Here is a 19,002-nt window from a genome sequence, read left to right on the forward strand (position 1 = left end):
GGGGTCAGCGGCCGGCGGCCGCGTAGTGACGCAGGAACAGCGCCTCGACCAGGGCCATGTGCTCGATCTCGCCCGGGTCGACGCTCTCATTGGGCGCGTGGATCAGCGAACGGGGCTCCTCCACACCCATCAGGATGATCTCCGACTCGGGGTACTGCGCGGCAAGAGCGCTGCACAGCGGAATCGAACCGCCCTGCCCGAGGAACGACAGCGGCCGGCCGTACGCCTCCCGCGCCGCCAGGTCCAACGCCGCGTACGCCTTCCCGTCCGTCGCCGCCCGGAACGGCGAACCCTTCGCCTCCGGCTCCACCGCCACCCGCGCACCCCACGGCGCGGCCGCCACCAGATGCGCCGTCAACGCCCGCTGCGCCACCTCCGGATCCATCCCCGGCGGCACCCGCAGACTCACCCGCGCCCGGGCCTCGGCCGGCACCGCCGACGCCGAACCCACCACCGGCGCACAGTCGATGCCCAGCACCGTCACCGCCGGACGGGCCCACAGCCGGTCCGCGACCGTCCCCGACCCCGTCAGCCCGACGCCGTCCAACACCCCGGCGTCCGACCTGAACTGCTGCTCGTCGTACCCCACGCCCTCCCAGCTGCCGTCCGCCGGGAGACCCTCGATCCGCGTCCCGCCGTGCGCATCGCGCAGCGAGTCCAGGATCCGGATCAGCGCCGCGAGGGCGTCCGGGGCCGGGCCGCCGAACATCCCCGAGTGCAGATCCGACTCCAGCGTCCGCACCGTCACCACCACGTTCGCCATCCCGCGCAACGAGACGGTGGCCGTCGGCACTCCCACCGCCGCGTTGCCGGTGTCGCAGATCAGCAGCGCATCGGCGTGCAACTCGTCCGGATGCTCTGCCAGATACGCCTCCAGACCGCCCGTCCCCTGCTCCTCCGACCCCTCGACCACCAGCTTCACCCCCACCGGCAAGTCGTCCCCCAACGCCCGCAACGCCGTCAGGTGCATCACCACATTGCCCTTGCAGTCCGCCGCGCCCCGCCCGAACCACCGTCCCTCCCGCTCCGTCAGCTCGAACGGCGGCGACACCCACGCCGCGTCGTCCAACGGCGGCTGCACGTCGTAGTGGCAGTACAGCAACACCGTCGGAGCCCCCGGCGGCGGCGGACGGTGCCCCAGCACCGCGAAGCTCCCGTCCGGCGTCTCCACCAACCGCACGTCCCGCAGCCCCACCTCCGCGAACGCCGCCGCCACCCACTCCGCAGCCTCCCGACACCGCTCCACCGGCTGCTGCCGCGGATCCGCCACCGACGGAATCGCCACCAACTCCGCCAAGTCCCCCCAGGCCCGCCCCATCAACCCGGCCACCCGCCCGGCCAACCCGTCGTCCACCACACCCGTCCCCTTCGCCACACCCGACCCGACCCACCGATCATGCCCCGCCCGACGAACGGACGGCCCGACGACACCGGCGAACCCCGACCACGGCCACGCTCCCGGAGTTCTCCCGAGAACGCCCAAAACGCAGTCAGGGCCGGTGACTCTTGCGAGTCACCGGCCCTGAGCTGGTGTTACGAAGTCGGGGTAGCGGGATTTGAACCCACGGCCTCTTCGTCCCGAAGCAACTCGGACACCTACTCGACCTGGCGTCAGACTGTCGTTGAGCTGCGCACACAGTCCCCGAACGTCCGTGGATGTTCGGTGACGTGCGCGCCCGTTGTAGCGCAGTTAGACACTCAGGCCGTAGGCTCTTCGCGCGCTGTCGACGAGGTCGCCCGCACGGTAAAGGGTGGGATCCGGGGTGCGGACGGGGTCACCTGCCTCATCGCAGCGCGGCCCAGCTTGTCAGTGTCACGGAGGGCCCAAACCGTGGACGCTCCGAGCCGGGTGCGATGTACTTCCGCGCATGAAGACCAACGAGCTCCCCGAGCACTATGTCAGTCTGCTGGAGCAGATCCGCGCCATCCACCCGGAGAACACCGCACACCACGCCGCCCGCGCAGAACTGGACGCCCACATAGCGGTGGCGGCGCAGGCGCAGGCGACCAGCTTGAATAAGGCGACGTGGGCGATGTTCTGGGGCAGCATGGCGCTCTTGGGCGCGACCATAGCCAACATCGTGGTGACCGTCGTCAACGGCTGACCTGTTCGCGCCGGTGGTGGAGTCTCTATCACTGAGTCAAGCCGCCGGCACACCCGCCTCCGGAGGGCGGGTGGTGCACACCCTGCGTGACCTGAGCAGACGTGCCGCTGGCTGAGGCCCACTCATCGGCCCGTCGGTGACCCCGTCTGACCGCGACGTACTGCTCGATCTGGCACGGTTGTGGCATGACCCCACACCCGGCCCTTGCCGCATAGATGCTGACGCTGCTTTAGGCCGGTCGGAGAGCTCTACTGGTGGACAGGTTGCGGCCCATCGCAGGGCTGTCGATGCCGTCGGCGCTCCCCACCCCCGTCCGCAAACCACCAGCAGCCAGATACTCAGGTCGGCAGTAGACGACCAATTGGCAATCAATCCCAACTGTTCTCTGGGAATGAGAAATTGAATGCCAGTCAGATTCTCGGTCGAGGCAGAAGGGCGCAATAGGAAACGATCATGTCGAGCCTGCTTGCAGCTCTTCTGCGAGTGAGTGACACTTGCACGGAAGGGGAAGCGAGGTCAGCTCCATGGAAACTTGCAGCCGGCTTGCGACTAGCCTCGACGGTCGCATGCTCAAAGGATTAATCGCAAATGAGTGGACGCCGGACGAGAAGCTAAGGCGCTCCTCTGGACCAACGGTTGCGGACGAGATATCGGGGAGATGCCTTCTCAGGTATCTCAGGCCGGACCAGAGGGGTGCGTTCTTCAAAGGCATCACAAGGAAGCAGTACGTAACGGTTACTGCCTATACGCCGGAAGAGGCCTCCGTATGGCTGGCTCTGGTGTTTCCTTGGGTGCGGAGGCAGTGCCTCCTTCTGATTGATCCGACTGAACTCGGTGACGACACGCCGGTAATGGGCCCTCGTGCGATTCTGGGAGGATTCGGCATTGAATACATCCTCCCAAACGGGTTTCCTGCAGAGTCGATAGCCGAGCCCGGGTGCGAATTGGAGATCACATGAATGAGGGTGCTGCCTACGATAACACGGACGCGATCGACAGCATGATCGAGACGGTAGACAACGCTCTTCCGCGTGATCTTCTCAAAAAGTGGGACTATGAACCAATTGGCGGCAAGGGTGATCGCCATGGGGCCATCCAGTGGGCATGGCACAAGCATGATGAGGATAGCTCGATTCACCGGACTGTATCGCTGGCCGTGTTGCCCACCTTCGATGGTGCTATCGACTGTGTCGAGTTCTGGATTGGGGCCACCGCGGGCCGACGATTCGCCCGCAAGTGCGTCCTCTCCCGGCCAGTCAATCCATACTCGCTCGATCAAGAACTCCACGACATGATGCAGCTCGCCATCGAGCGTGCGAACCTGCTCTCTTCTACCGATCTGGAGAATGAGCGTCCGTTCGACACGGTCGATATGTAACTCGGCAGACGGCTTCAGGGTAGGACCGAGGCTGGGCATTCATCGGGGCGGTGGAGCGGTTTTGGCCGGTGTCCTGTCTGGTCTGGGTCCGAGCATGATCGGGGGGCCGTAAGCTGTTGCGACTCGGTCAGGGCTTTTGGGGCCTGACCGCAATTTGGCCGAGTGGCCCCCCGGTCTTGCTCGGTGCGGGTCCCTGGCCTGGCAGGTGGGTAAAACCGTGGAGCCGCCCGCCCCAGCCACGGCGGGGTTCTGGGCTCAGCCCCTATCTGCCGTCTGTCCGCCGGCGCGGCCGGGGCGCCGCCGGAGCGGGGCGAAGACAGGAGCGTCGGCGAGCGGCCAGAGCCGCGCGCTGGCGCGCTGTGCGCGCCTTGATGAAGTAGCGAAACTCGTAACACCCCCATCCCTCCACCTCACTCACCCCGACGAAGCTTGGCGCAGGGTGTAGGCATGCAGGCGGGTGACCACCGTCAGAATTCTGACGTTGCTGGGGCCTGATCAGCTCGCTGCCGCGTGCTCGGTGAGCCAGTGTCGGCCGTCGTGAGTGCGGATGCTCGGAGCCACCTCGTCGTTGAGCGCGTCCAGGACGCGGACCGCGTACACCTCGGCCATGCGGTCGGAGACCTCGGCCGGGGTCAGCCACTCGATCGCGGTGGACTCGTCGGACAGCTGCTCGCTCCCGCCTTCCAGGTGGCACCGGAAGACCAGGGCGACCACGCCGCGGGTGACGTTCTTGTAGACGCCGGTGAGCCGGTCGACGCTGACTTTGAGGCCGGTCTCCTCGTAGATCTCGCGGCGCACGCCGTCCTCGACGGTCTCCGTCAGCTCCAGAACGCCGCCGGGGGGCTCCCAGGTGCCGTTGTCCGCGCGGCGGATCGCCAGCACCCGGCCGTCGGCGCGCACCACGGCCCCCGCAACGGACACGGAGTGGAGGGGCGTTGACTGCGGCTTCGGGGCGCTGTTACTCATGTACAGGAGAATAGGAGCCCTGAAGGACTATGGCGAGTAGCGAGCTGGCTGGGTCGGCGAAGGCAAAGAAGTACTTGCAGATCGCCGATGACCTGGCCGCAGAGATCAAGGCGGGCACCCTTCGTCCGGGTGACTCGGTGCCGAGTGAAGCCGACCTGATGAAGCGTTACGGGGTCGCCTCTGGCACCGTGCGCAACGCTATCGCTGAGCTTCGGACGGCACAGCTCATCGAGACCCGGCACGGGAAGGGCTCCATCGTCCGCTCCCGTCCCCCCGTGCAGCGCAAGTCGTCGGACCGCTTCAGGCGGGCCCACCGCAAGGCGGGCAAGGCGGCTTACATCGCCGAGACCGAGGCGTCTGGCAGCAAGCCCTCCGTCACGGTGCTGTTCGTCGGGCCGACCGAAGCGCCGGCCGATATCGCCGAGCGGCTCCAGGTCCCCACGGGCACCCAGGTCCTCGCCCGTCGGCGCCGGTACTTCCGGGACGGCGTGCCGACCGAGGAGGCAACCTCGTACCTGCCGTGGGACGTGGCGAAGGACATTCCGGAGTTGTTCGCGGAGAACCCTGGCGGCGGCGGTATCTACCAACGCCTGGAGGACCACGGCTTCACGCTCGCCGAGTACGGGGAGACCGTCCGGGCCCGGCTGGCGACCAAGGCTGAGGCGACCGCGCTCGCGCTGAGCCCGGGTGGGGCGGTGATCCACCTGGTGCGTGAGGCCGTCACCACCGCCGGCCGCGTGGTGGAGGTCTGCGACACGCTCATGGCCGCTGACCAGTTCGTTCTCGACTACCGATTCGCCGCCACCGACTGACGGAGGATCAAGTTCCGTAACCCGTCGCGGGTTTCTTCTCGCGGCGGGTTTACTTATGTACAGGAGTCGGGCACTCTTCTACTCGTAACTCCTGTACATGAGTGCAGGAGATCACCTCATATAGAGGAGATGCAGCCATGGCTGTGTTCAAGGTCGACACCTCCACCGCCTTCGTGTTCGTCGCCGTGCCGCCCGCGCCGAAGGTCGTGAACCGGCAGACGGGCGAGATCGCCGTGGATCGGGAGACCGGCGCGAAGCTGATGACCGTCGGGCTGACCATCGCCGACGAGGGCGAGGCGAACCTCTACACCGTCTCGGTGCCGGAGACCGGCCTGTCGGAGTCGCTGGCGGTCGGAATGCCGGTCGCACTCACCGGCCTCAAGGCGCGCGACTGGGAGAACGAGTTCAACGGCCAGAAGCGGCACGGGATTTCGTTCCGCGCGGCGGCTGTCACCTCGCTCGTCCCGGTCCAGGGCTGACGCCGTGTCGGGGGTTCTGGCACTCGCTGAGGTGGGCGTCCCGCTCGCTGCCCTCGGGGGCGGGGCCGCGTACGCCCGGGTCAAGGCTCCGGCACTGTACTGGTCGGCCGTCGGCCTCCCGATCGCCACGGCGCGCTTCTCCGTGACGTACGGCAGCACCATGGACGCCTGTGGCCTGACCGTCGCCCCGTCCCCGTTGCGGATCGCCATCACCCGGGCGACCACCCGGCGGGAGATCCGGCCGGTGCCGCCCCAGATCCGCCGCATCCGGCCGACGACCACCGGTCTCAAGGTCAGGCTTCGGCTGGCTCCCGGCCAGGAACCGGCGGACCTGCTGGCCTCGGCCGAGCGGCTGCGGCACGCCTGGGGCGTCCACAGCGTCCACGTCGCGGTGATCAAGCCCGGCGTCGTCGAACTGCGGATGACCGGATACGACGTGCTCCGCAAGGTGCGGATGCCGCGCACCTCGCCGACCGGTGAGCTGGTCGTCCCCGTCGCCCTGCGCGAGGACGGCACGGCCTTCGTCCGGGACTACCGGGCGGTGCCGCACGCACTGACGCTCGGGACCACGCTGTCCGGCAAGTCGATGTACCTGCGCAACCTGATCACCCAACTCGCCCGCACCGAAGTCGCGTTGGTCGGCATCGACTGCAAGCGCGGCGTCGAACAGGCCCCGTTCGCCTCCCGGCTGACGGCGCTGGCGACCGACCCCGAGATGGCAAGTGACCTCCTGGACAAGCTCGTTGAGCTGATGGAGGAGCGCTACGACCTGATCCGCTCCTACCAGAGCATCCCGTCCGCGATCCCGACGGAGGACATCACCTCGGACGTCTGGGGCCTGCCGGCCAAGCTCCGGCCGGTGCCGGTCGTCCTGCTGGTGGACGAGGTGGCCGAGCTGTTCATGGCCGCCACCCGCAAGGACGAGGAACGGCGGGACCGGATGGTCACCCAGCTGATCCGCCTCGCCCAGCTCGGCCGGGCCGCGCACATGTACGTGGAAGCCTGCGGCCAGCGGTTCGGGGCCGAGCTGGGCAAGGGGGCGACCATGCTCCGGGCCCAGCTCACCGGCCGGGTCGTGCACCGGGTCAACGACAAGGCCACGGCCGAGATGGGACTCGGCGACGTCTCCCCGGACGCCGTCTTCGCCGCCACCCAGATTCCGCCGGACCTGCCCGGCGTCGCGGTCGCCGGTGACTCCTCCGGCGGCTGGTCCCGCATCCGCACCCCGCACCTGACGCTCGCCGAAGCGGCCGCCATCTGCCGGGCGAACGCCCACCGCACGCCCGCGATCGACCAGTTGGAACGGTTCCGCCCCTAGCCCCTACATTCCGCCCGCGGCTGTCGTCCCGCCCAAGCCGTCCTTCCCGCCGCGCTTCTCGGCTGCGCCGGTCACCGAGTAACCCTCCCGCATCCCACGGTCGGCGCGACCGTTTCGCGCCAGGTCCCTACCCCCGCCATGCCCGAATCCGGGCCCAACTGCGAACGGAGGAAAGGACGATGCGTCTCCCGCGCCCGGACGCCGTACTCATCCAGGCCGCCATCGCCGGTGCGCTGTCCTTCGCCCACCTGCACGACGTCGCCGAAGCCGCCGGCCAGCACGACTGGAAGGCGTGGGCGTACCCCGTCTCGGTCGACCTGCTGCTGGTCGCGGCCTGGCGACGGATGCGCCACCTCAAGTCCGCCGGAGAGCCGGTGCGTTCGGCCTGGACCTGGTTCGGGATCGCGCTCGCCGCCTCGCTCGGCGCGAACGTCGCCACTGCCGGACTGCTGGATCTCGGCCACGTTCCGGCCTGGCTCCGCATCCTGGTCGCCGGTTGGCCCGCCCTCGCGTTCTTCGGCGGCACCCTGCTCGCCCACGGGAACAGCACGGCGGCAGAGGCCGAACTTCTCTCCGAGGAGGTCGACTTGCCGGTGTACGAGCCCGTTCCGCCGGCCGATCTCCCGGACGCCGTACCCGAGCCCGAAGCCGTCGAAGCACCTCCGACTCCGACCGCTCTGCCGCCCGCTCCCGCCCCGGTGCCCTCACCCGCCGTCTCTGTACCGGCCGCGCTGGTCGACCACGCCCGCAAGGTCGCCGACGACCACCAGGCGCGGACCGGCGAGCCGATCGACACCGAGACCCTGCGCGTCCGGCTCGGCGTCCCGCCGCACTTCGCCACCGCCATCGCCGCCCAGCTCACCTGAGAGGACACCCATGCCCCGCCCGATCCGCCTGCGCAACGTGATGCGCATCGGCCCTGTCCAGGTCGGCACCTACTTCGACAACCGCGGCCGGGAGAAGCACACCGCCGCCTGCACCGCCCCGCGCTGCGGCTTCTCCGCCGACTACGACAGCCGCGCCGCCGCCGAGATCGCCGCCCGCACCCACCGCTGCACCGTCCGCTGACAGGAGACCCGTCATGAATGTCACCCTGCCCCTCGTGTTCGTCCTCGGCGTCGGCGCCTGGGCCGTCGTCCGCTTCCTCAACATCCGCATCTGGGTCGCCGTCGTCATCGGCCTGTTCGGCTTCTACCTGGCGAACACCTTCCTCGCCCCGGTCATCGACGGCACCACCCGCTCCGGCGTCGACGTCATCAACACCACCCAGCAGAAGTGACCGGGGGCCGACCGTGAACGCCACCCTCTTGCTGCCGGACTCACTGTCGCTCACCCCCGAAGGCTCGGCTCTGGTCGCGGAGATCGAGGCGTACCTGGCCACGCTGCCCTTTCAGGCCCGCGCGGTCAGGCCTTTCATCTGTGACTACGGCAGCATCGCCCAACGCTGGAACGCTGGTCTCCCGCAACCGCGACTGTCCGTACTGGACCGGCTCGCACACCGACCCGCCCGGCCGGTGGAGCTGTCCGTCGCCGACCACCTACGGCTCACCTCCCGCTACCTCGCCGAAGTCGGCTGGGTCCAGGGCCGGTTGTGGGACTCCGCCGGCCGCGTCTGCCTCCTCGGCGCGCAGACCGCCGTCCTGCTCAACGGCTACGGCACCCCGTACACCGTCAGCCGGGCCCGCAACCAGGTGATGGAAGTCCTCCACACCACCGGCCGGGCCGTCGCCTCCCCGGACGTCTTCAACGACGCCCCGACGACCCGTCAGAGCGACGTGCACCACCTGCTCGACCGGGCCTCCGCCCGCGCCCTCTCCCTCGGCATCTGACCGGTCCCCGGGGCGGAAGCAAGCCGCCAAGCCATCCCGCCGCCCCGGAGACCTCGACCCGCTCCGGAAGGACCGCCATGGACCTCGCCCCACTCCTCGCCGCCGGCGTCCCCCTGCTCGGCTGGACCGCCCACAGCACCGTCCTGGGCCGCCGCCTCGCCACCGCCCGCCGCGACCCGCTGACCGGCCTGCTCACCCGCGACGGCTTCACCACCCGCGCCGAGCGACTGATCCGCCGCCACCCCGAGCGCACCACCGTCCTGCTGATCGACCTGGACGACTTCAAGGCCGTCAACGACACCCACGGCCACGCCGCCGGAGACGCCGTCCTCGCCGCAACCGCCCGCCGCCTCGCCGACTGGTGCGGCACCGACGGCATCACAGCCCGCCTCGGCGGAGACGAGTTCGCCGCCGTCGTCCTGGACGCCGAACACCGCGTCCCCGAACTGCGCGGCCAGCTCATGCACCCCGTCGGCCTCGGCACCGAACTGCTGCCCATCCGCGCGTCCGTCGGCACCTCGCACCCGGCCACCTTGCTGCTCACCGAAGCGCTGTCGGCCGCCGACCGCCAGATGTACGCCGACAAGCCCGGCGCCCGCACCGCACGCCGCCGCTGACACAAAACCGGTCCCCGGCACGGCAGCAAGCCGCCAAGCATCCCGCCGCGCCGGGGACCTCAACCCTCCCCGAACCGAAGTCCGCGAAGGAGACCACCATCATGACCCAGCACCGCCACGCCCAGAGCCGCATCTGCCCGAACTGCGACGGCTTCCCGCGTGTCGCCATCGCCACCGGCACCCGCCGCCCGGACGGCAGCCGCACCACCGCCCCGGTCACCTGCCCGGCCTGCCAGGGCAGCGGCACCGCCCGTCGCGCCGCGCTGACCGCCGTCCAGAGCTGACCAGCCCCGTCGACCCGCGCCCGGGGCTGGCACACTCCGCCGGCCCCGGGCTTCCCCGCCAAGGGAGGTGCCCATGAAGAACCAGCTCACCGAGCGACCCGACCTCGCTCTCCTCGACCTCGCCCGGCTCGCCGCCCGCGGCGACCTGCCCCGGCTCGAAGACCAGATCCGCCGGACCGGCGGGTGCGCCAACCCGATCCACCTCAAGGGCTTCCGCACCCTCCTGCACGCGCCGACGAAAGCCGTGTGGCACCGCTACTCGACCGACCACGAGCCCGGCCACCGGCTCAAGGTCGCGTGCGGCAACCGTCGTGCCTCCCGCTGCTCCTCGTGCGCCCGGACCTACTCAGCCGACACCTACCACCTGATCCGTGCCGGACTCGCGGGTGACGACACCAAGGGCGTCCCGGAGACGGTGCGCTCGCACCCCCGCGTCTTCGCCACCCTCACCGCCCCGTCCTTCGGCGCGGTCCACAACCGCCCCGACAACGGCGTCTGTCGCTGCGGCACCGCCCACCCCGTCGGCGCACCCGTCCTCGGCACTCCGCTCGATCCGGACGTCTACGACTACGCGCACGCCGTGCTCTGGAACAACCACGCCCCTGACCTGTGGCGGCGCTTCACCATCTACCTGCGCCGCGAAGTCGCCCGCCGCGCCGGCCTGACGCTCGGTGAGTTCCGCGAAACGGCGAAGGTCTCGTTCGGCAAGGTCGCCGAGTACCAGCGCCGGGGCGCGGTCCACTTCCACGCCGTGATCCGCCTCGACGGGCCCGAGGGCGCCGACACCGCCCCGCCCTCCTGGGCCACCGTCCCGCTGCTGGACGACGCCATCCGGGCCGCCGCCCGCCGTGTCGGCGTCCCCCTGGCCGCCTCCGGTGATCTGCCCGCCTGGGTGCTGCGCTGGGGCAAGCAGCTCGACGTCCGGCCCATCGGCGCATTCGCCTCCGGGGAGATCAGCGAACAGGCCGTCGCCTCGTACGTTGCCAAGTACGCCACCAAGAGCGCCGAGACCACCGAGACCGTTGACCGCCGCATCCTGGAGCGCCACGAACTCGACCGGCACGACCTCCCGGACCACACCCGCCGCCTGATCGAAGCCTGCTGGGACCTCGACCCGCTCTACCCGCAACGGCTCCTCGCGCACTGGTCGCACATGCTCGGCTTCCGCGGCCACTTCTCGTCCAAGTCGCCCAGCTACTCGACCACCCTCGGCGCGCTCCGCCAGGTCCGCGCCGACTTCCGCGCCGAACAGGCCCGGACCGACCTCCGCGAACGGCTCCTCGCCGCCGGCCTCCCCGACCTCGATGACCTGCCCGAAGCCGACACCCTCGTAATCGCCCACTGGTCCTTCGCGGGAGCAGGCAACAGCCCGGGGGAATCCATGCTCGCCGCCGCCGTCGCGCGGGAGCTGCATGACCGCCGCACCAACGACCGACAGGAACTGCTGGCCCAGCTCGCGGCCGAAGGGGAGGACCGATGACCACCGCCACCGAGCTGCCGGCGCGCGGCAGGAACAGCACGCTGCCGGTGCTCTACCGGGTGGACGACGTGGTGGAGCTGCTGAGGCTGAGCCGCACCGTGGTCTACGACCTGATCCGCGCCGGTCGCCTCCGCACGGTCAAGGAGGGGCGCTCGCGCCTGGTCCCGGCCTCCGCCATCAACGACTACGTGGCGCTCCTGGAGCGCGAAGCCAGGGGGCGGCAGTGACCACCCGCCGCAGCCGCGGGGACGGTGGTCTCCACTGGGACGAGAAGCGTCAGCGCTGGATCGCCAGCGCGAGCCTCGGGTTCGACCCGGCCGGGAAGCGCATCATGAAGCGGGGGAGCGGCAAGACCAAGACCGAGGCCAAGAACAAACTGAAGGAGGTCCTGCGGGACCACGAGGACGGCCTCGCCATCGCGCCGACCAACTACACCGTGGCCAACGCCGTGAACGACTGGCTGACGTACGGGCTGGCCGGCCGCGACGACAAAACCGTTGAGACCTGCACCATCCTGTGCCGCACCCATGTCATTCCGGGGCTCGGTGCCCGGAAGCTCCGGGACCTCAGCGCCGAAGACGTGGACCGCTGGTTGGCGACCAAGGCCAAGACCCTGAGCACCCGCACGCTCCAGGCGCTGCACTCCTGCCTCAACCGGGCCGTGAAGCGCGCGATGGCCCGCGACAAGGTGAAACGCAACGTGGTCGAGCTGAGCGCCGTGCCCACGGGCCAGGCTGGGCGGCCGTCCAAGGCGCTGACGCTGGCTCAGGCGGAGGCCGTGCTGAAAGCGGCGGAGAAGAGCGGCATGTACGCCTACATCGTGGTGTCACTGCTCACCGGCGCCCGAACCGAGGAGCTGCGGGCGCTCACCTGGGACCACGCCTTCCTGAAGGGCGTCCCGAACGCCGACCCGCCGATCCCGCCGCACATCGCGGTGTGGCGCTCGGTCCGGGCCGGCGGTGACACCAAGACCCGGAAGTCCCGGCGCACCCTCGCGCTGCCCGCACGGTGTGTCGAGGCGCTGCTCGACCACTGGGTGGACCAGGGCTGGGACCGACTCGCCGCCGGCGACAAGTGGCAGGAGAACGGCCTCGTCTTCCACTCCGCCGTCGGCACCGAGCTGGACCCGTCGCACGTCCGTCGGGCCTTCCGGACGGCCATCGCCAAGGCCGAGGGGATCACCGCCGCGGATTGGACGCCCCGGGAGCTGCGGCACAGCTTCGTGTCGATCCTGTCGGACAAGGGCGTCCCGCTGGAGGAGATCTCCAGGCTGGTCGGCCACTCCAGCACCAGCGTCACGGAGGAGGTCTACCGGAAGCAGATCCGTCCAGTGATTCAGACGGGCGCGACGGTCATGGACACCGTCTTCGGACACTCACCTGAGGGACAGTCACTCAGTTAGACACGCAGAACGAGGAAGGGCCCTACCGGATTTCTCCGGTAGGGCCCTCACCTGCACTTACGAAGTCGGGGTAGCGGGATTTGAACCCACGGCCTCTTCGTCCCGAACGAAGCGCGCTACCAAGCTGCGCTATACCCCGGTCCTGCTTTGTTGCTTTCCGTCTCCGGTGCAACGAGTAGAACTCTACAGGAGGTGGGGCCAGACACGAAATCCGGTTTAGGGGCTGGTCAGCGAGGGGCGGGGGTGAGGGTGAGGAGGGTGGCTTCGGGGGGGCAGGCGAAGCGGACGGGGGTGTAGCGGTTGGTGCCGCAGCCGGCGGAGACGTGGAGGTGGGCGCGGTGGCCGGCGGCGGTGTGGGTGGAGAGGCCCTTGACGCGGTCGGTGTCGAGGTCGCAGTTGGTGACGAGGGCGCCGTAGAAGGGGATGCAGAGCTGGCCGCCGTGGGTGTGGCCGGCCAGGATCAGGGGGTAGCCGTCGGCGGTGAAGGCGTCGAGGGTGCGCAGGTAGGGGGCGTGGACGACGGCGAGGGAGAGGTCGGCGTCGGGGGAGGGGCCGCCGGCCACCGCGGCGTAGTCGTCGAGGCGGATGTGCGGGTCGTCGAGGCCGGTGAACTCGATGTCGAGGCCGGCGACGGTGAGGCGGCCGCGGGCGTTGTTGAGGTCGAGCCAGCCGGCCCGGTCGAAGCCGTCGCGGAGTTTCTGCCAGGGGTTGTGGACGGCGCCGCTGATGCCGCGGCGGCCGCTGCCGTCGGGGTTGTTGAGGCCGTGGACGCCGCTGCGCAGGGCCTTGAGGTAGCGGGTGGGCGACTTTCGGGCGGGGCCGTAGTAGTCGTTGGAGCCGAAGACGTAGACGCCGGGGAAGTCCATCAGCGGGCCGAGCGCGTCCAGCGTGGCGGGGACGCCGAGCGGGTCGGAGAGGTTGTCGCCGGTGTTGACGACCAGGTCGGGGCGGAGCCCGGCGAGGCTCTGCAGCCAGCGCTGCTTCTTGGTCTGTCCGGTGACCATGTGGATGTCGGACACCTGGAGGATCCGGATCGGCCGCGCTCCGGCGGGCAGGATCGGAACCTCCACGCGGCGCAGGCGGAACGAGCGGACCTCGTACCCGGCGGCGTAGACAAGACAGGCAGCGCCGGTGGCGGCGACACCGAGCGGGACGGAGTACAGCAGTCGCATCGGTCCATGGTCGCAGACTGTTCGAAAAGTCGGGCAAGCGCCCGGGGGTCGCCGGAAGGTGACGGGCCGTCAGTGCGAACCGGCAGGTAAAGGTGCGGCGGCGGGGCGGGACAGGTGTCAGAATCGGCGGCATGACGACGCTCAAGGAGCAGCTGCACGAGGACCTCACGGCTGCCATCAAGGCACGGGACGAGCTGCGCTCGTCCACCCTCCGGTTGACGCTGGCCTCGGTGACCAGCGCCGAGGTGGCGGGCACGGCGAAGCGCGAGCTGTCCGACGACGAGGTGCTGCACGTGATCGGCAAGGAGGCGAAGAAGCGGCGGGAGGCCGCGGAGGCCTTCGAGGGCGCCGGTCGGACGGAGCAGGCGGCGCGGGAGCGGGCCGAGGGCGAGGTGCTGGCGACGTACCTGCCGAAGCAGCTGACGGACGAGGAGCTGGCCGCGATCGTGGCCGCCGCGGTGGCGGAGTCCGGGGCGAGCGGCCCGCAGGGCATGGGTGCCGTGATGAAGCTGGTGCGTCCGAAGGTCGAGGGCAAGGCGGAGGGCGGCCGGGTGGCCGCCGCGGTGAAGGCCGCCCTGGCCGGCTGACGCCGGTCGCCCCGCCCGGAGACGTACCGACACAGGCAGAACAAGCGGATACAGGCAGAACAAGCGGATACAGCTGAAGCCGCCCGCCCGGAGATCCTCTCCGGGCGGGCGGCTTCAGCTGTATCGAGTGGCGCCGGTCAGCGGTGGCCGGGCTTGCCGGAGTTGCCGCCGGTGGGCGGGAAGGTGAAGCCTCCGGTCCCGCCGGTCGGCCAGCCGGGGTTCCCGCCGCCGTTGCCGCCGCCGTTGTTCCCACCGCCGTTGCCGCCGCCGGCGTTGTCACCGGAGGGGTCGCCGGGGTTGTCGGTGGCCGGCGGGGTGGTGGTCGGCGGGGCGATGTTGACGACCTGGAAGGTGCTCTTGGGGGTGCCGTCCAGGGCGTCGTTCATGGCCATCTGCCAGATCGGGCCGGGGCCGTCGGCGCCGTAGACGGAGCCGAAGTACTTGCCGCCGATGGTGATGTCCTTCATCGACACGTTGCCGCCGACGCCGCCGAGCCAGACCGAGGTGGCGAGGTCGGGGGTGTAGCCGGTGAACCAGGCGGCGTACCGGTAGTCGGTGGTACCGGTCTTGCCGGCGATCTGGCGGCCGTCGTCGAGGCCGAGGGAGGAGCCGGTGCCCTTCTCGGTCACGCCGAGCAGCAGGGTGTTGACGCCGTCCGCGGTGCTCTCGGACATCGCCGGGCCGCAGTTGGCCTTCGGCACGTCGAGCTTCTTGTTGTCGCTGGTGACCACGGAGGTCAGCGCGATCGGGGTGCAGTAGGTGCCGCGGGCGGCGAAGGCCGCGTAGACCGAGGCCATCTGGAGCGGGCTGACCTCCTGGGTGCCGAGCACCATGGAGGGGACCTCCTCCAGCTTCTTGCCGTTGGCCAGGGTGCCGACGCCGAGCTTGTCGGCCATCTGCTTCATCGGGCACAGGCCGGTCTGCTGCTCCAGCTGCACGAAGTAGGTGTTGACCGACTTCTGCATGGCGACCTGCATGTTGTACGGCCCGATCTCCTTGTCGGACTCGTTCGACACGGTGGCGATGGGCTTGGTGTTGTTGACCCAGGTGCCCTCGCAGGTGGAGACCTTGGGGTAGTCCATCTTCGGCGGCGAGGAGAGCTCCTGGGTGATCGGCACCCCGTTCTCCAGGGCGGCCGCGGCCAGGATCGGCTTGAAGGTCGAGCCGGGGGAGAAGCCGCCGCCGCCGCCCATGGACGAGCCGACGTTCAGGTTGAGGACGGTCTGCTTCTTGGACTCGTCCAGGCCGTACGGGCGGGTCTGCGCCATCGCGAGGATCTCGCCGGTGCCGGGCTTGACCATGGTGCCGGCGGCGGACACCTTGTCGGTCACGTAGACCTTCTTGGTGACCGCGTTGTACATGTCGTGCTGCTTGTCCGGGTCGATCGTGGTGTTGATCCGCAGGCCGCCCTGCGTCCAGACCTTCTGCCGCTCGGCGGCGGTCTTGCCGAACACCGGGTCCTGCTTGATCACGTGGCGCACGTAGTCGCAGAAGTAGCCCATGCCGTTCTGCGCGGTGATGCAGCCGTTCTGCGGCTCGGAGTACTTGATGCCGAGCGGGGAGGCGATCGCGGCCTTCGCGTCGTCCGGCGAGATGTGCTTGTACTCCAGCAGCTTGTTGATCACCGTGTTGCGGCGGGTCTGCGCGGCCTGCGGGTGGGTGATCGGGTCGTACGCCGAGGGGTTCTGCACCAGGCCGGCCAGCATCGCGGCCTCGGGGATGGTGAGGTCCTTGGCGCTCTTGCTGAAGTAGCGGTTGGAGGCGGCTTCGATGCCGTACGCCTGGTGGCCGTAGAACGTGATGTTCAGGTAGTTGGTGAGGATCTGATCCTTGCTCAGGTCCTCCTCCAGCTTGATGGCGTACTTCAGCTCCTGGATCTTGCGACCCATGCTCTTCTTGGTGGCTTCCAGGAAGGCCTGCTGGTCGTCGCCGGCCTGCTCGACGAAGACGTTCTTCACGTACTGCTGGGTGAGCGTGGAGGCGCCCTGGGCGGTGGTGCCGGACTCGGCGTTCTTGGTGGCGGCGCGCAGCACGCCCTTGAGGTCGACGGCGCCGTGCTCGTAGAAGCGGGCGTCCTCGATGTCGACCTGGGCCTGGCGCATCACCGGAGCCATCTGCTCGGCGGTGAGGATGGTGCGGTCGCGGTCGTACACCTTGGCGATCAGGCCGCCCTTGGCGTCGTAGATCATCGACGCCTGTGACAGGGTGGGCGTCTTGAAGTCGTCCGGGATGTTGTCGAACGACTCGGCGGTGTCCTTGGCGGTCAGGCCGAACGCTCCGACGGCCGGCAGCGCCATTCCGGCGACCAGGATGCCGGCCAGCACGGCGCTGCCCAGGAACTTGACGCCGAGACCTGCCTTGTCCAGAGCGGTACCCGTGGATCGCGTAGCTGCCATGGGGAGAACCCTACGTTGCGGAATCCCGTACAGGGGGGCAGGTGTTCGCCTACGCTTGTCACAAGACTGCGACAGCTTCGCTCCGTTCATCACCATCACTCTTGTGAGTGATGAGCTTTGTCCGATTCGGGGGATTCTGCACCGAATTCCGGCAGCTGCACGGCGGGCCGCTGTTGCACACCGTGACGAAAACGCACCATTCCGCCCCGGCAAGGCCCACGACCTGCAATCACTCCAACGAGTGAGCTATCGGACACCCATAGTCCGATCGGGTCATTCGAGATTGGGCCGACAGGGGCTGTTGCGTTGTGTCGTTCTTCCGTAACGTCCTCAACTGGCAACGGTGAATATGCCGTTGCCGCCGTGGGGGAGCCCCGAATCGGGAGAGGACGGCGCCGGGATGGGCTGGGTGGACGACTGGAGCGCGCAGGCCGCGTGCCGCACGAGCGATCCGGATGAACTGTTCGTGCAGGGGGCGGCGCAGAACCGCGCCAAGGCGGTGTGCAGCGGGTGTCCGGTGCGCACCGAGTGCCTCGCGGACGCACTCGACAACCGCGTCGAGTTCGGCGTGTGGGGCGGAATGACGGAGCGCGAGCGTCGGGCGCTGCTGCGGCGGCGTCCGACCGTGGGGTCCTGGCGCAGGCTGCTGGAGACCGCGCGCACCGAGTACGAGGAGTCGCTGGCCACCGGGGTGGTCCTGCGGGACTACGCCCAGGCGGGCTGACGGTTCGTCACGAAGGGCGGTGCGGCGGGCCTTCGGCTCACTCGGCGGGGGAGCCGAGGCGGTGGCCGATGGCCCGCAGTCCGTCCAGGTCGTGGACGTCGCCGGGCAGTGCGGGCACCTCGACGATCGGCACATCCGGGTAGACCGACGCGAAGCGGTCGCGGGTGCGCCGTTCCCGAGCCATGACCTGCATCCGTTCGGCGTGCAGGCGCAGCAGTCCGGCGGCCAGGGTCTCGGCCTCGACGGTCGAGGTGGCGGTGCCGTTCTCCTCCAGGGCCTCGGCGGCGGCCAGTGCGCGCTCGGAGGTGAGCTGCGGGGCGCCGGTGGTGTGCACCCGGTTGAGCACCAGGCCGGCCAGCGGCATGGCGTCGGCGGCGAGCCGGTCGACGAAGTACGCGGCCTCGCGCAGCGCGTCCCGCTCGGGCGCGGCGACCACCAGGAACGCGGTGCCGTCGTCCTTCAGTAGCTGGTAGGTGCGGTCGGCGCGTTCCCGGAAGCCGCCGAACATCGAGTCCGTCGCGGCGACGAACGTCTGGATGTCGGTGAGCAGTTGGGCCCCGAAGATCTTGCCGAGGGTGCCGGTGATCAGCCCCATGCCGACGTTCAGGAACTTCATCGCGGAGCGGCCGCCGACCTTGGCGGGGGCGGTGAGCAGCCGGATCACCTTGCCGTCCAGGAACGACCCGAGGCGGCTGGGGGCGTCCAGGAAGTCCAGCGCGGAGCGGGACGGCGGGGTGTCGACGACGATCAGGTCCCAGCGGTCCTCGGCGCGGAGCTGGCCGAGCTTCTCCATCGCCATGTACTCCTGGGTGCCCGCGAAACCGGCCGACAGCGACTGGTAGAACGGGTTCTCCAGGATGGCCCGGGCGCGGTCGGGTTCGGCGTGGGCGAGCACGACCTCGTCGAAGGTCCGCTTCATGTCCAGCATCATCGCCTGGAGCTCGCCGTCCCCCCGGGTGCCCTTGACGACCCGCGGGGTGTTGTCGAGCTCGGTCAGGCCCATCGACTGGGCGAGCCGGCGGGCCGGGTCGATGGTCAGCACCACGACGCGGCGGCCGCGTTCGGCGGCGCGCAGGCCGATCGCCGCGGCGGTGGTGGTCTTGCCGACGCCGCCGGAGCCGCAGCAGACCACGATCCGGGTCGCCGGGTCGTCGATCAGGGTGTCGATGTCCAGCCCGGTCATGCCGCTCCCTGCCGCTTCAGTTCGCCCGCCAGCCGGTACAGGCCGCCCAGGTCCACGCCCTCGCCGAGCAGGGGCAACTCGTAACTGGGGAGCCGTAGTTGTTGCAGGTCGATGCGCTGGGTGCGTTCCAGCTCGACCCGTTCGGCGTGCTCCCGGGCCTGCTCCAGCAGCGGGTCGAGCAGCGGCTCCACGGCGGCCCGCACCGTCTCCGGCTTGCGCGAGCGCCCGCCGAGGCCGGCCTCGCCGAGGGCCAGCGCGACCTCCTCGCGG

Annotated in this window: 22 protein-coding genes, 1 tRNA gene and 1 pseudogene; 17 read left to right on the forward strand and 7 right to left on the reverse strand. The window is 69.7% G+C overall.

Features of this window, described 5'->3' with window-relative positions:
* Positions 1-4 precede the first annotated feature (4 nt).
* Complete coding sequence (locus IEZ12_RS19815; protein WP_189273222.1) at positions 5-1,357, reverse strand: dipeptidase; 1,353 nt, start codon at positions 1,355-1,357, stop codon at positions 5-7.
* Positions 1,358-1,868: 511 nt separating this feature from the next.
* Between IEZ12_RS19815 and IEZ12_RS19820 the strand changes: the two genes are divergently transcribed.
* The 3 genes from IEZ12_RS19820 to IEZ12_RS19830 all read left to right on the forward strand — a co-directional run bounded on the left by IEZ12_RS19820 (position 1,869) and on the right by IEZ12_RS19830 (position 3,483).
* The gene (locus tag IEZ12_RS19820; RefSeq protein ID WP_189273223.1) at positions 1,869-2,105 is read left to right on the forward strand and encodes a hypothetical protein; all 237 of its coding nucleotides are present in this window, start codon (positions 1,869-1,871) and stop codon (positions 2,103-2,105) included.
* A gap of 566 nt (positions 2,106-2,671) precedes the next feature.
* Positions 2,672-3,064 (forward strand): hypothetical protein, encoded by a 393-nt coding sequence (locus tag IEZ12_RS19825; RefSeq protein ID WP_189273224.1) that lies wholly within the window; start codon positions 2,672-2,674, stop codon positions 3,062-3,064.
* Positions 3,061-3,483: a hypothetical protein gene (locus IEZ12_RS19830; RefSeq protein ID WP_189273225.1), complete on the forward strand. Its 423-nt coding sequence runs from the start codon at positions 3,061-3,063 to the stop codon at positions 3,481-3,483. Before IEZ12_RS19825 ends, IEZ12_RS19830 begins: the two co-directional genes overlap by 4 nt.
* Positions 3,484-3,978: 495 nt before the next feature.
* On the opposite strand, the gene IEZ12_RS19835 is transcribed toward IEZ12_RS19830, so the two are convergent.
* The gene (locus tag IEZ12_RS19835; protein WP_189273300.1) at positions 3,979-4,461 is read right to left on the reverse strand and encodes an NUDIX hydrolase; all 483 of its coding nucleotides are present in this window, start codon (positions 4,459-4,461) and stop codon (positions 3,979-3,981) included.
* 17 nt (positions 4,462-4,478) lie between these two features.
* On the opposite strand from IEZ12_RS19835, the gene IEZ12_RS19840 reads away from it, so the two are divergent.
* From IEZ12_RS19840 to IEZ12_RS19895, 12 genes are all read left to right on the forward strand, one after another.
* Positions 4,479-5,261: a GntR family transcriptional regulator gene (locus tag IEZ12_RS19840; RefSeq protein ID WP_189273226.1), complete on the forward strand. Its 783-nt coding sequence runs from the start codon at positions 4,479-4,481 to the stop codon at positions 5,259-5,261.
* Positions 5,262-5,398: 137 nt separating this feature from the next.
* Positions 5,399-5,740, forward strand: a complete 342-nt coding sequence (locus IEZ12_RS19845; protein WP_189273227.1) for an SCO3933 family regulatory protein — start codon at positions 5,399-5,401, stop codon at positions 5,738-5,740.
* Positions 5,741-5,744: 4 nt separating this feature from the next.
* A complete protein-coding gene (locus IEZ12_RS19850) occupies positions 5,745-7,058 on the forward strand; it encodes an FtsK/SpoIIIE domain-containing protein (protein WP_189273228.1) in 1,314 nt (437 codons plus the stop codon).
* Positions 7,059-7,237: 179 nt separating this feature from the next.
* Entirely contained in the window at positions 7,238-7,924 is a 687-nt protein-coding gene (locus IEZ12_RS19855; protein WP_189273229.1) for a DUF2637 domain-containing protein, read from the forward strand.
* A 10-nt stretch (positions 7,925-7,934) separates the two neighbouring features.
* Entirely contained in the window at positions 7,935-8,126 is a 192-nt protein-coding gene (locus IEZ12_RS19860; protein WP_189273230.1) for a mobile element transfer protein, read from the forward strand.
* Positions 8,127-8,139: 13 nt separating this feature from the next.
* Complete coding sequence (locus IEZ12_RS19865) at positions 8,140-8,337, forward strand: hypothetical protein (RefSeq protein ID WP_030919755.1); 198 nt, start codon at positions 8,140-8,142, stop codon at positions 8,335-8,337.
* Between the two features lie 13 nt (positions 8,338-8,350).
* Positions 8,351-8,887 carry a DUF6197 family protein gene (locus IEZ12_RS19870; RefSeq protein WP_189273231.1) on the forward strand — a complete coding sequence of 179 codons (537 nt, stop codon included), beginning with the start codon at positions 8,351-8,353 and terminating at the stop codon, positions 8,885-8,887.
* Between the two features lie 77 nt (positions 8,888-8,964).
* Positions 8,965-9,504 (forward strand): GGDEF domain-containing protein, encoded by a 540-nt coding sequence (locus IEZ12_RS19875; protein ID WP_189273233.1) that lies wholly within the window; start codon positions 8,965-8,967, stop codon positions 9,502-9,504.
* 101 nt (positions 9,505-9,605) lie between these two features.
* Complete coding sequence (locus IEZ12_RS19880; RefSeq protein ID WP_189273235.1) at positions 9,606-9,788, forward strand: hypothetical protein; 183 nt, start codon at positions 9,606-9,608, stop codon at positions 9,786-9,788.
* A 73-nt stretch (positions 9,789-9,861) separates the two neighbouring features.
* Entirely contained in the window at positions 9,862-11,268 is a 1,407-nt protein-coding gene (gene repSA, locus IEZ12_RS19885; RefSeq protein WP_229847711.1) for a replication initiator protein RepSA, read from the forward strand.
* The gene (locus IEZ12_RS19890) at positions 11,265-11,495 is read left to right on the forward strand and encodes a helix-turn-helix domain-containing protein (protein WP_189273237.1); all 231 of its coding nucleotides are present in this window, start codon (positions 11,265-11,267) and stop codon (positions 11,493-11,495) included. The genes repSA and IEZ12_RS19890 overlap by 4 nt, the downstream gene beginning before the upstream one ends.
* Positions 11,492-12,670 (forward strand): tyrosine-type recombinase/integrase, encoded by a 1,179-nt coding sequence (locus tag IEZ12_RS19895; protein ID WP_189273239.1) that lies wholly within the window; start codon positions 11,492-11,494, stop codon positions 12,668-12,670. The genes IEZ12_RS19890 and IEZ12_RS19895 overlap by 4 nt, the downstream gene beginning before the upstream one ends.
* Positions 12,671-12,735: 65 nt before the next feature.
* On the opposite strand, the gene IEZ12_RS19900 is transcribed toward IEZ12_RS19895, so the two are convergent.
* Together IEZ12_RS19900 and IEZ12_RS19905 are read right to left on the reverse strand one after the other, a co-directional pair.
* Positions 12,736-12,809, reverse strand: a tRNA-Pro gene (locus IEZ12_RS19900).
* Between the two features lie 88 nt (positions 12,810-12,897).
* Entirely contained in the window at positions 12,898-13,842 is a 945-nt protein-coding gene (locus IEZ12_RS19905) for a metallophosphoesterase (protein ID WP_189273241.1), read from the reverse strand.
* A 131-nt stretch (positions 13,843-13,973) separates the two neighbouring features.
* Here IEZ12_RS19905 and IEZ12_RS19910 point away from each other — a divergent pair, with 131 nt between their 5' ends.
* Positions 13,974-14,429 (forward strand): GatB/YqeY domain-containing protein, encoded by a 456-nt coding sequence (locus tag IEZ12_RS19910; protein WP_100588144.1) that lies wholly within the window; start codon positions 13,974-13,976, stop codon positions 14,427-14,429.
* 137 nt (positions 14,430-14,566) lie between these two features.
* Here IEZ12_RS19910 and IEZ12_RS19915 read toward each other — a convergent pair whose 3' ends face one another.
* Positions 14,567-16,825: a transglycosylase domain-containing protein gene (locus tag IEZ12_RS19915; RefSeq protein WP_189273242.1), complete on the reverse strand. Its 2,259-nt coding sequence runs from the start codon at positions 16,823-16,825 to the stop codon at positions 14,567-14,569.
* Positions 16,826-17,225: 400 nt separating this feature from the next.
* On the opposite strand from IEZ12_RS19915, the gene IEZ12_RS19920 reads away from it, so the two are divergent.
* Positions 17,226-17,549 carry a WhiB family transcriptional regulator gene (locus tag IEZ12_RS19920; protein WP_035864045.1) on the forward strand — a complete coding sequence of 108 codons (324 nt, stop codon included), beginning with the start codon at positions 17,226-17,228 and terminating at the stop codon, positions 17,547-17,549.
* A gap of 37 nt (positions 17,550-17,586) precedes the next feature.
* Here IEZ12_RS19920 and bagB read toward each other — a convergent pair whose 3' ends face one another.
* Both bagB and IEZ12_RS38750 read right to left on the reverse strand, forming a co-directional pair.
* Positions 17,587-18,732: an ATPase BagB gene (bagB, locus tag IEZ12_RS19925; protein WP_043915103.1), complete on the reverse strand. Its 1,146-nt coding sequence runs from the start codon at positions 18,730-18,732 to the stop codon at positions 17,587-17,589.
* Positions 18,729-19,002 (reverse strand): annotated as a pseudogene (locus IEZ12_RS38750) (ATPase); the annotation flags it as partial. The pseudogene IEZ12_RS38750 and the gene bagB, both read right to left, overlap by 4 nt.

Origin of the sequence: Kitasatospora griseola, assembly GCF_014648555.1 — a bacterium.
Lineage (GTDB): Bacteria > Actinomycetota > Actinomycetes > Streptomycetales > Streptomycetaceae > Kitasatospora > Kitasatospora griseola.

What these genes read in the sequence shown, in the direction of transcription:
- IEZ12_RS19915 (WP_189273242.1), bottom strand. Translation starts at nt 16,825, where the DNA reads ATGGCAGCTACGCGATCCACGGGTACCGCTCTGGACAAGGCAGGTCTC.
- IEZ12_RS19840 (WP_189273226.1), top strand. Translation starts at nt 4,479, where the DNA reads ATGGCGAGTAGCGAGCTGGCTGGGTCGGCGAAGGCAAAGAAGTACTTG.
- IEZ12_RS19905 (WP_189273241.1), bottom strand. Translation starts at nt 13,842, where the DNA reads ATGCGACTGCTGTACTCCGTCCCGCTCGGTGTCGCCGCCACCGGCGCT.
- IEZ12_RS19890 (WP_189273237.1), top strand. Translation starts at nt 11,265, where the DNA reads ATGACCACCGCCACCGAGCTGCCGGCGCGCGGCAGGAACAGCACGCTG.
- IEZ12_RS19920 (WP_035864045.1), top strand. Translation starts at nt 17,226, where the DNA reads ATGGGCTGGGTGGACGACTGGAGCGCGCAGGCCGCGTGCCGCACGAGC.
- IEZ12_RS19820 (WP_189273223.1), top strand. Translation starts at nt 1,869, where the DNA reads ATGAAGACCAACGAGCTCCCCGAGCACTATGTCAGTCTGCTGGAGCAG.
- IEZ12_RS19860 (WP_189273230.1), top strand. Translation starts at nt 7,935, where the DNA reads ATGCCCCGCCCGATCCGCCTGCGCAACGTGATGCGCATCGGCCCTGTC.
- IEZ12_RS19830 (WP_189273225.1), top strand. Translation starts at nt 3,061, where the DNA reads ATGAATGAGGGTGCTGCCTACGATAACACGGACGCGATCGACAGCATG.
- IEZ12_RS19865 (WP_030919755.1), top strand. Translation starts at nt 8,140, where the DNA reads ATGAATGTCACCCTGCCCCTCGTGTTCGTCCTCGGCGTCGGCGCCTGG.
- IEZ12_RS19855 (WP_189273229.1), top strand. Translation starts at nt 7,238, where the DNA reads ATGCGTCTCCCGCGCCCGGACGCCGTACTCATCCAGGCCGCCATCGCC.
- IEZ12_RS19880 (WP_189273235.1), top strand. Translation starts at nt 9,606, where the DNA reads ATGACCCAGCACCGCCACGCCCAGAGCCGCATCTGCCCGAACTGCGAC.
- IEZ12_RS19910 (WP_100588144.1), top strand. Translation starts at nt 13,974, where the DNA reads ATGACGACGCTCAAGGAGCAGCTGCACGAGGACCTCACGGCTGCCATC.
- repSA (WP_229847711.1), top strand. Translation starts at nt 9,862, where the DNA reads ATGAAGAACCAGCTCACCGAGCGACCCGACCTCGCTCTCCTCGACCTC.
- bagB (WP_043915103.1), bottom strand. Translation starts at nt 18,732, where the DNA reads ATGACCGGGCTGGACATCGACACCCTGATCGACGACCCGGCGACCCGG.
- IEZ12_RS19825 (WP_189273224.1), top strand. Translation starts at nt 2,672, where the DNA reads ATGCTCAAAGGATTAATCGCAAATGAGTGGACGCCGGACGAGAAGCTA.
- IEZ12_RS19875 (WP_189273233.1), top strand. Translation starts at nt 8,965, where the DNA reads ATGGACCTCGCCCCACTCCTCGCCGCCGGCGTCCCCCTGCTCGGCTGG.
- IEZ12_RS19845 (WP_189273227.1), top strand. Translation starts at nt 5,399, where the DNA reads ATGGCTGTGTTCAAGGTCGACACCTCCACCGCCTTCGTGTTCGTCGCC.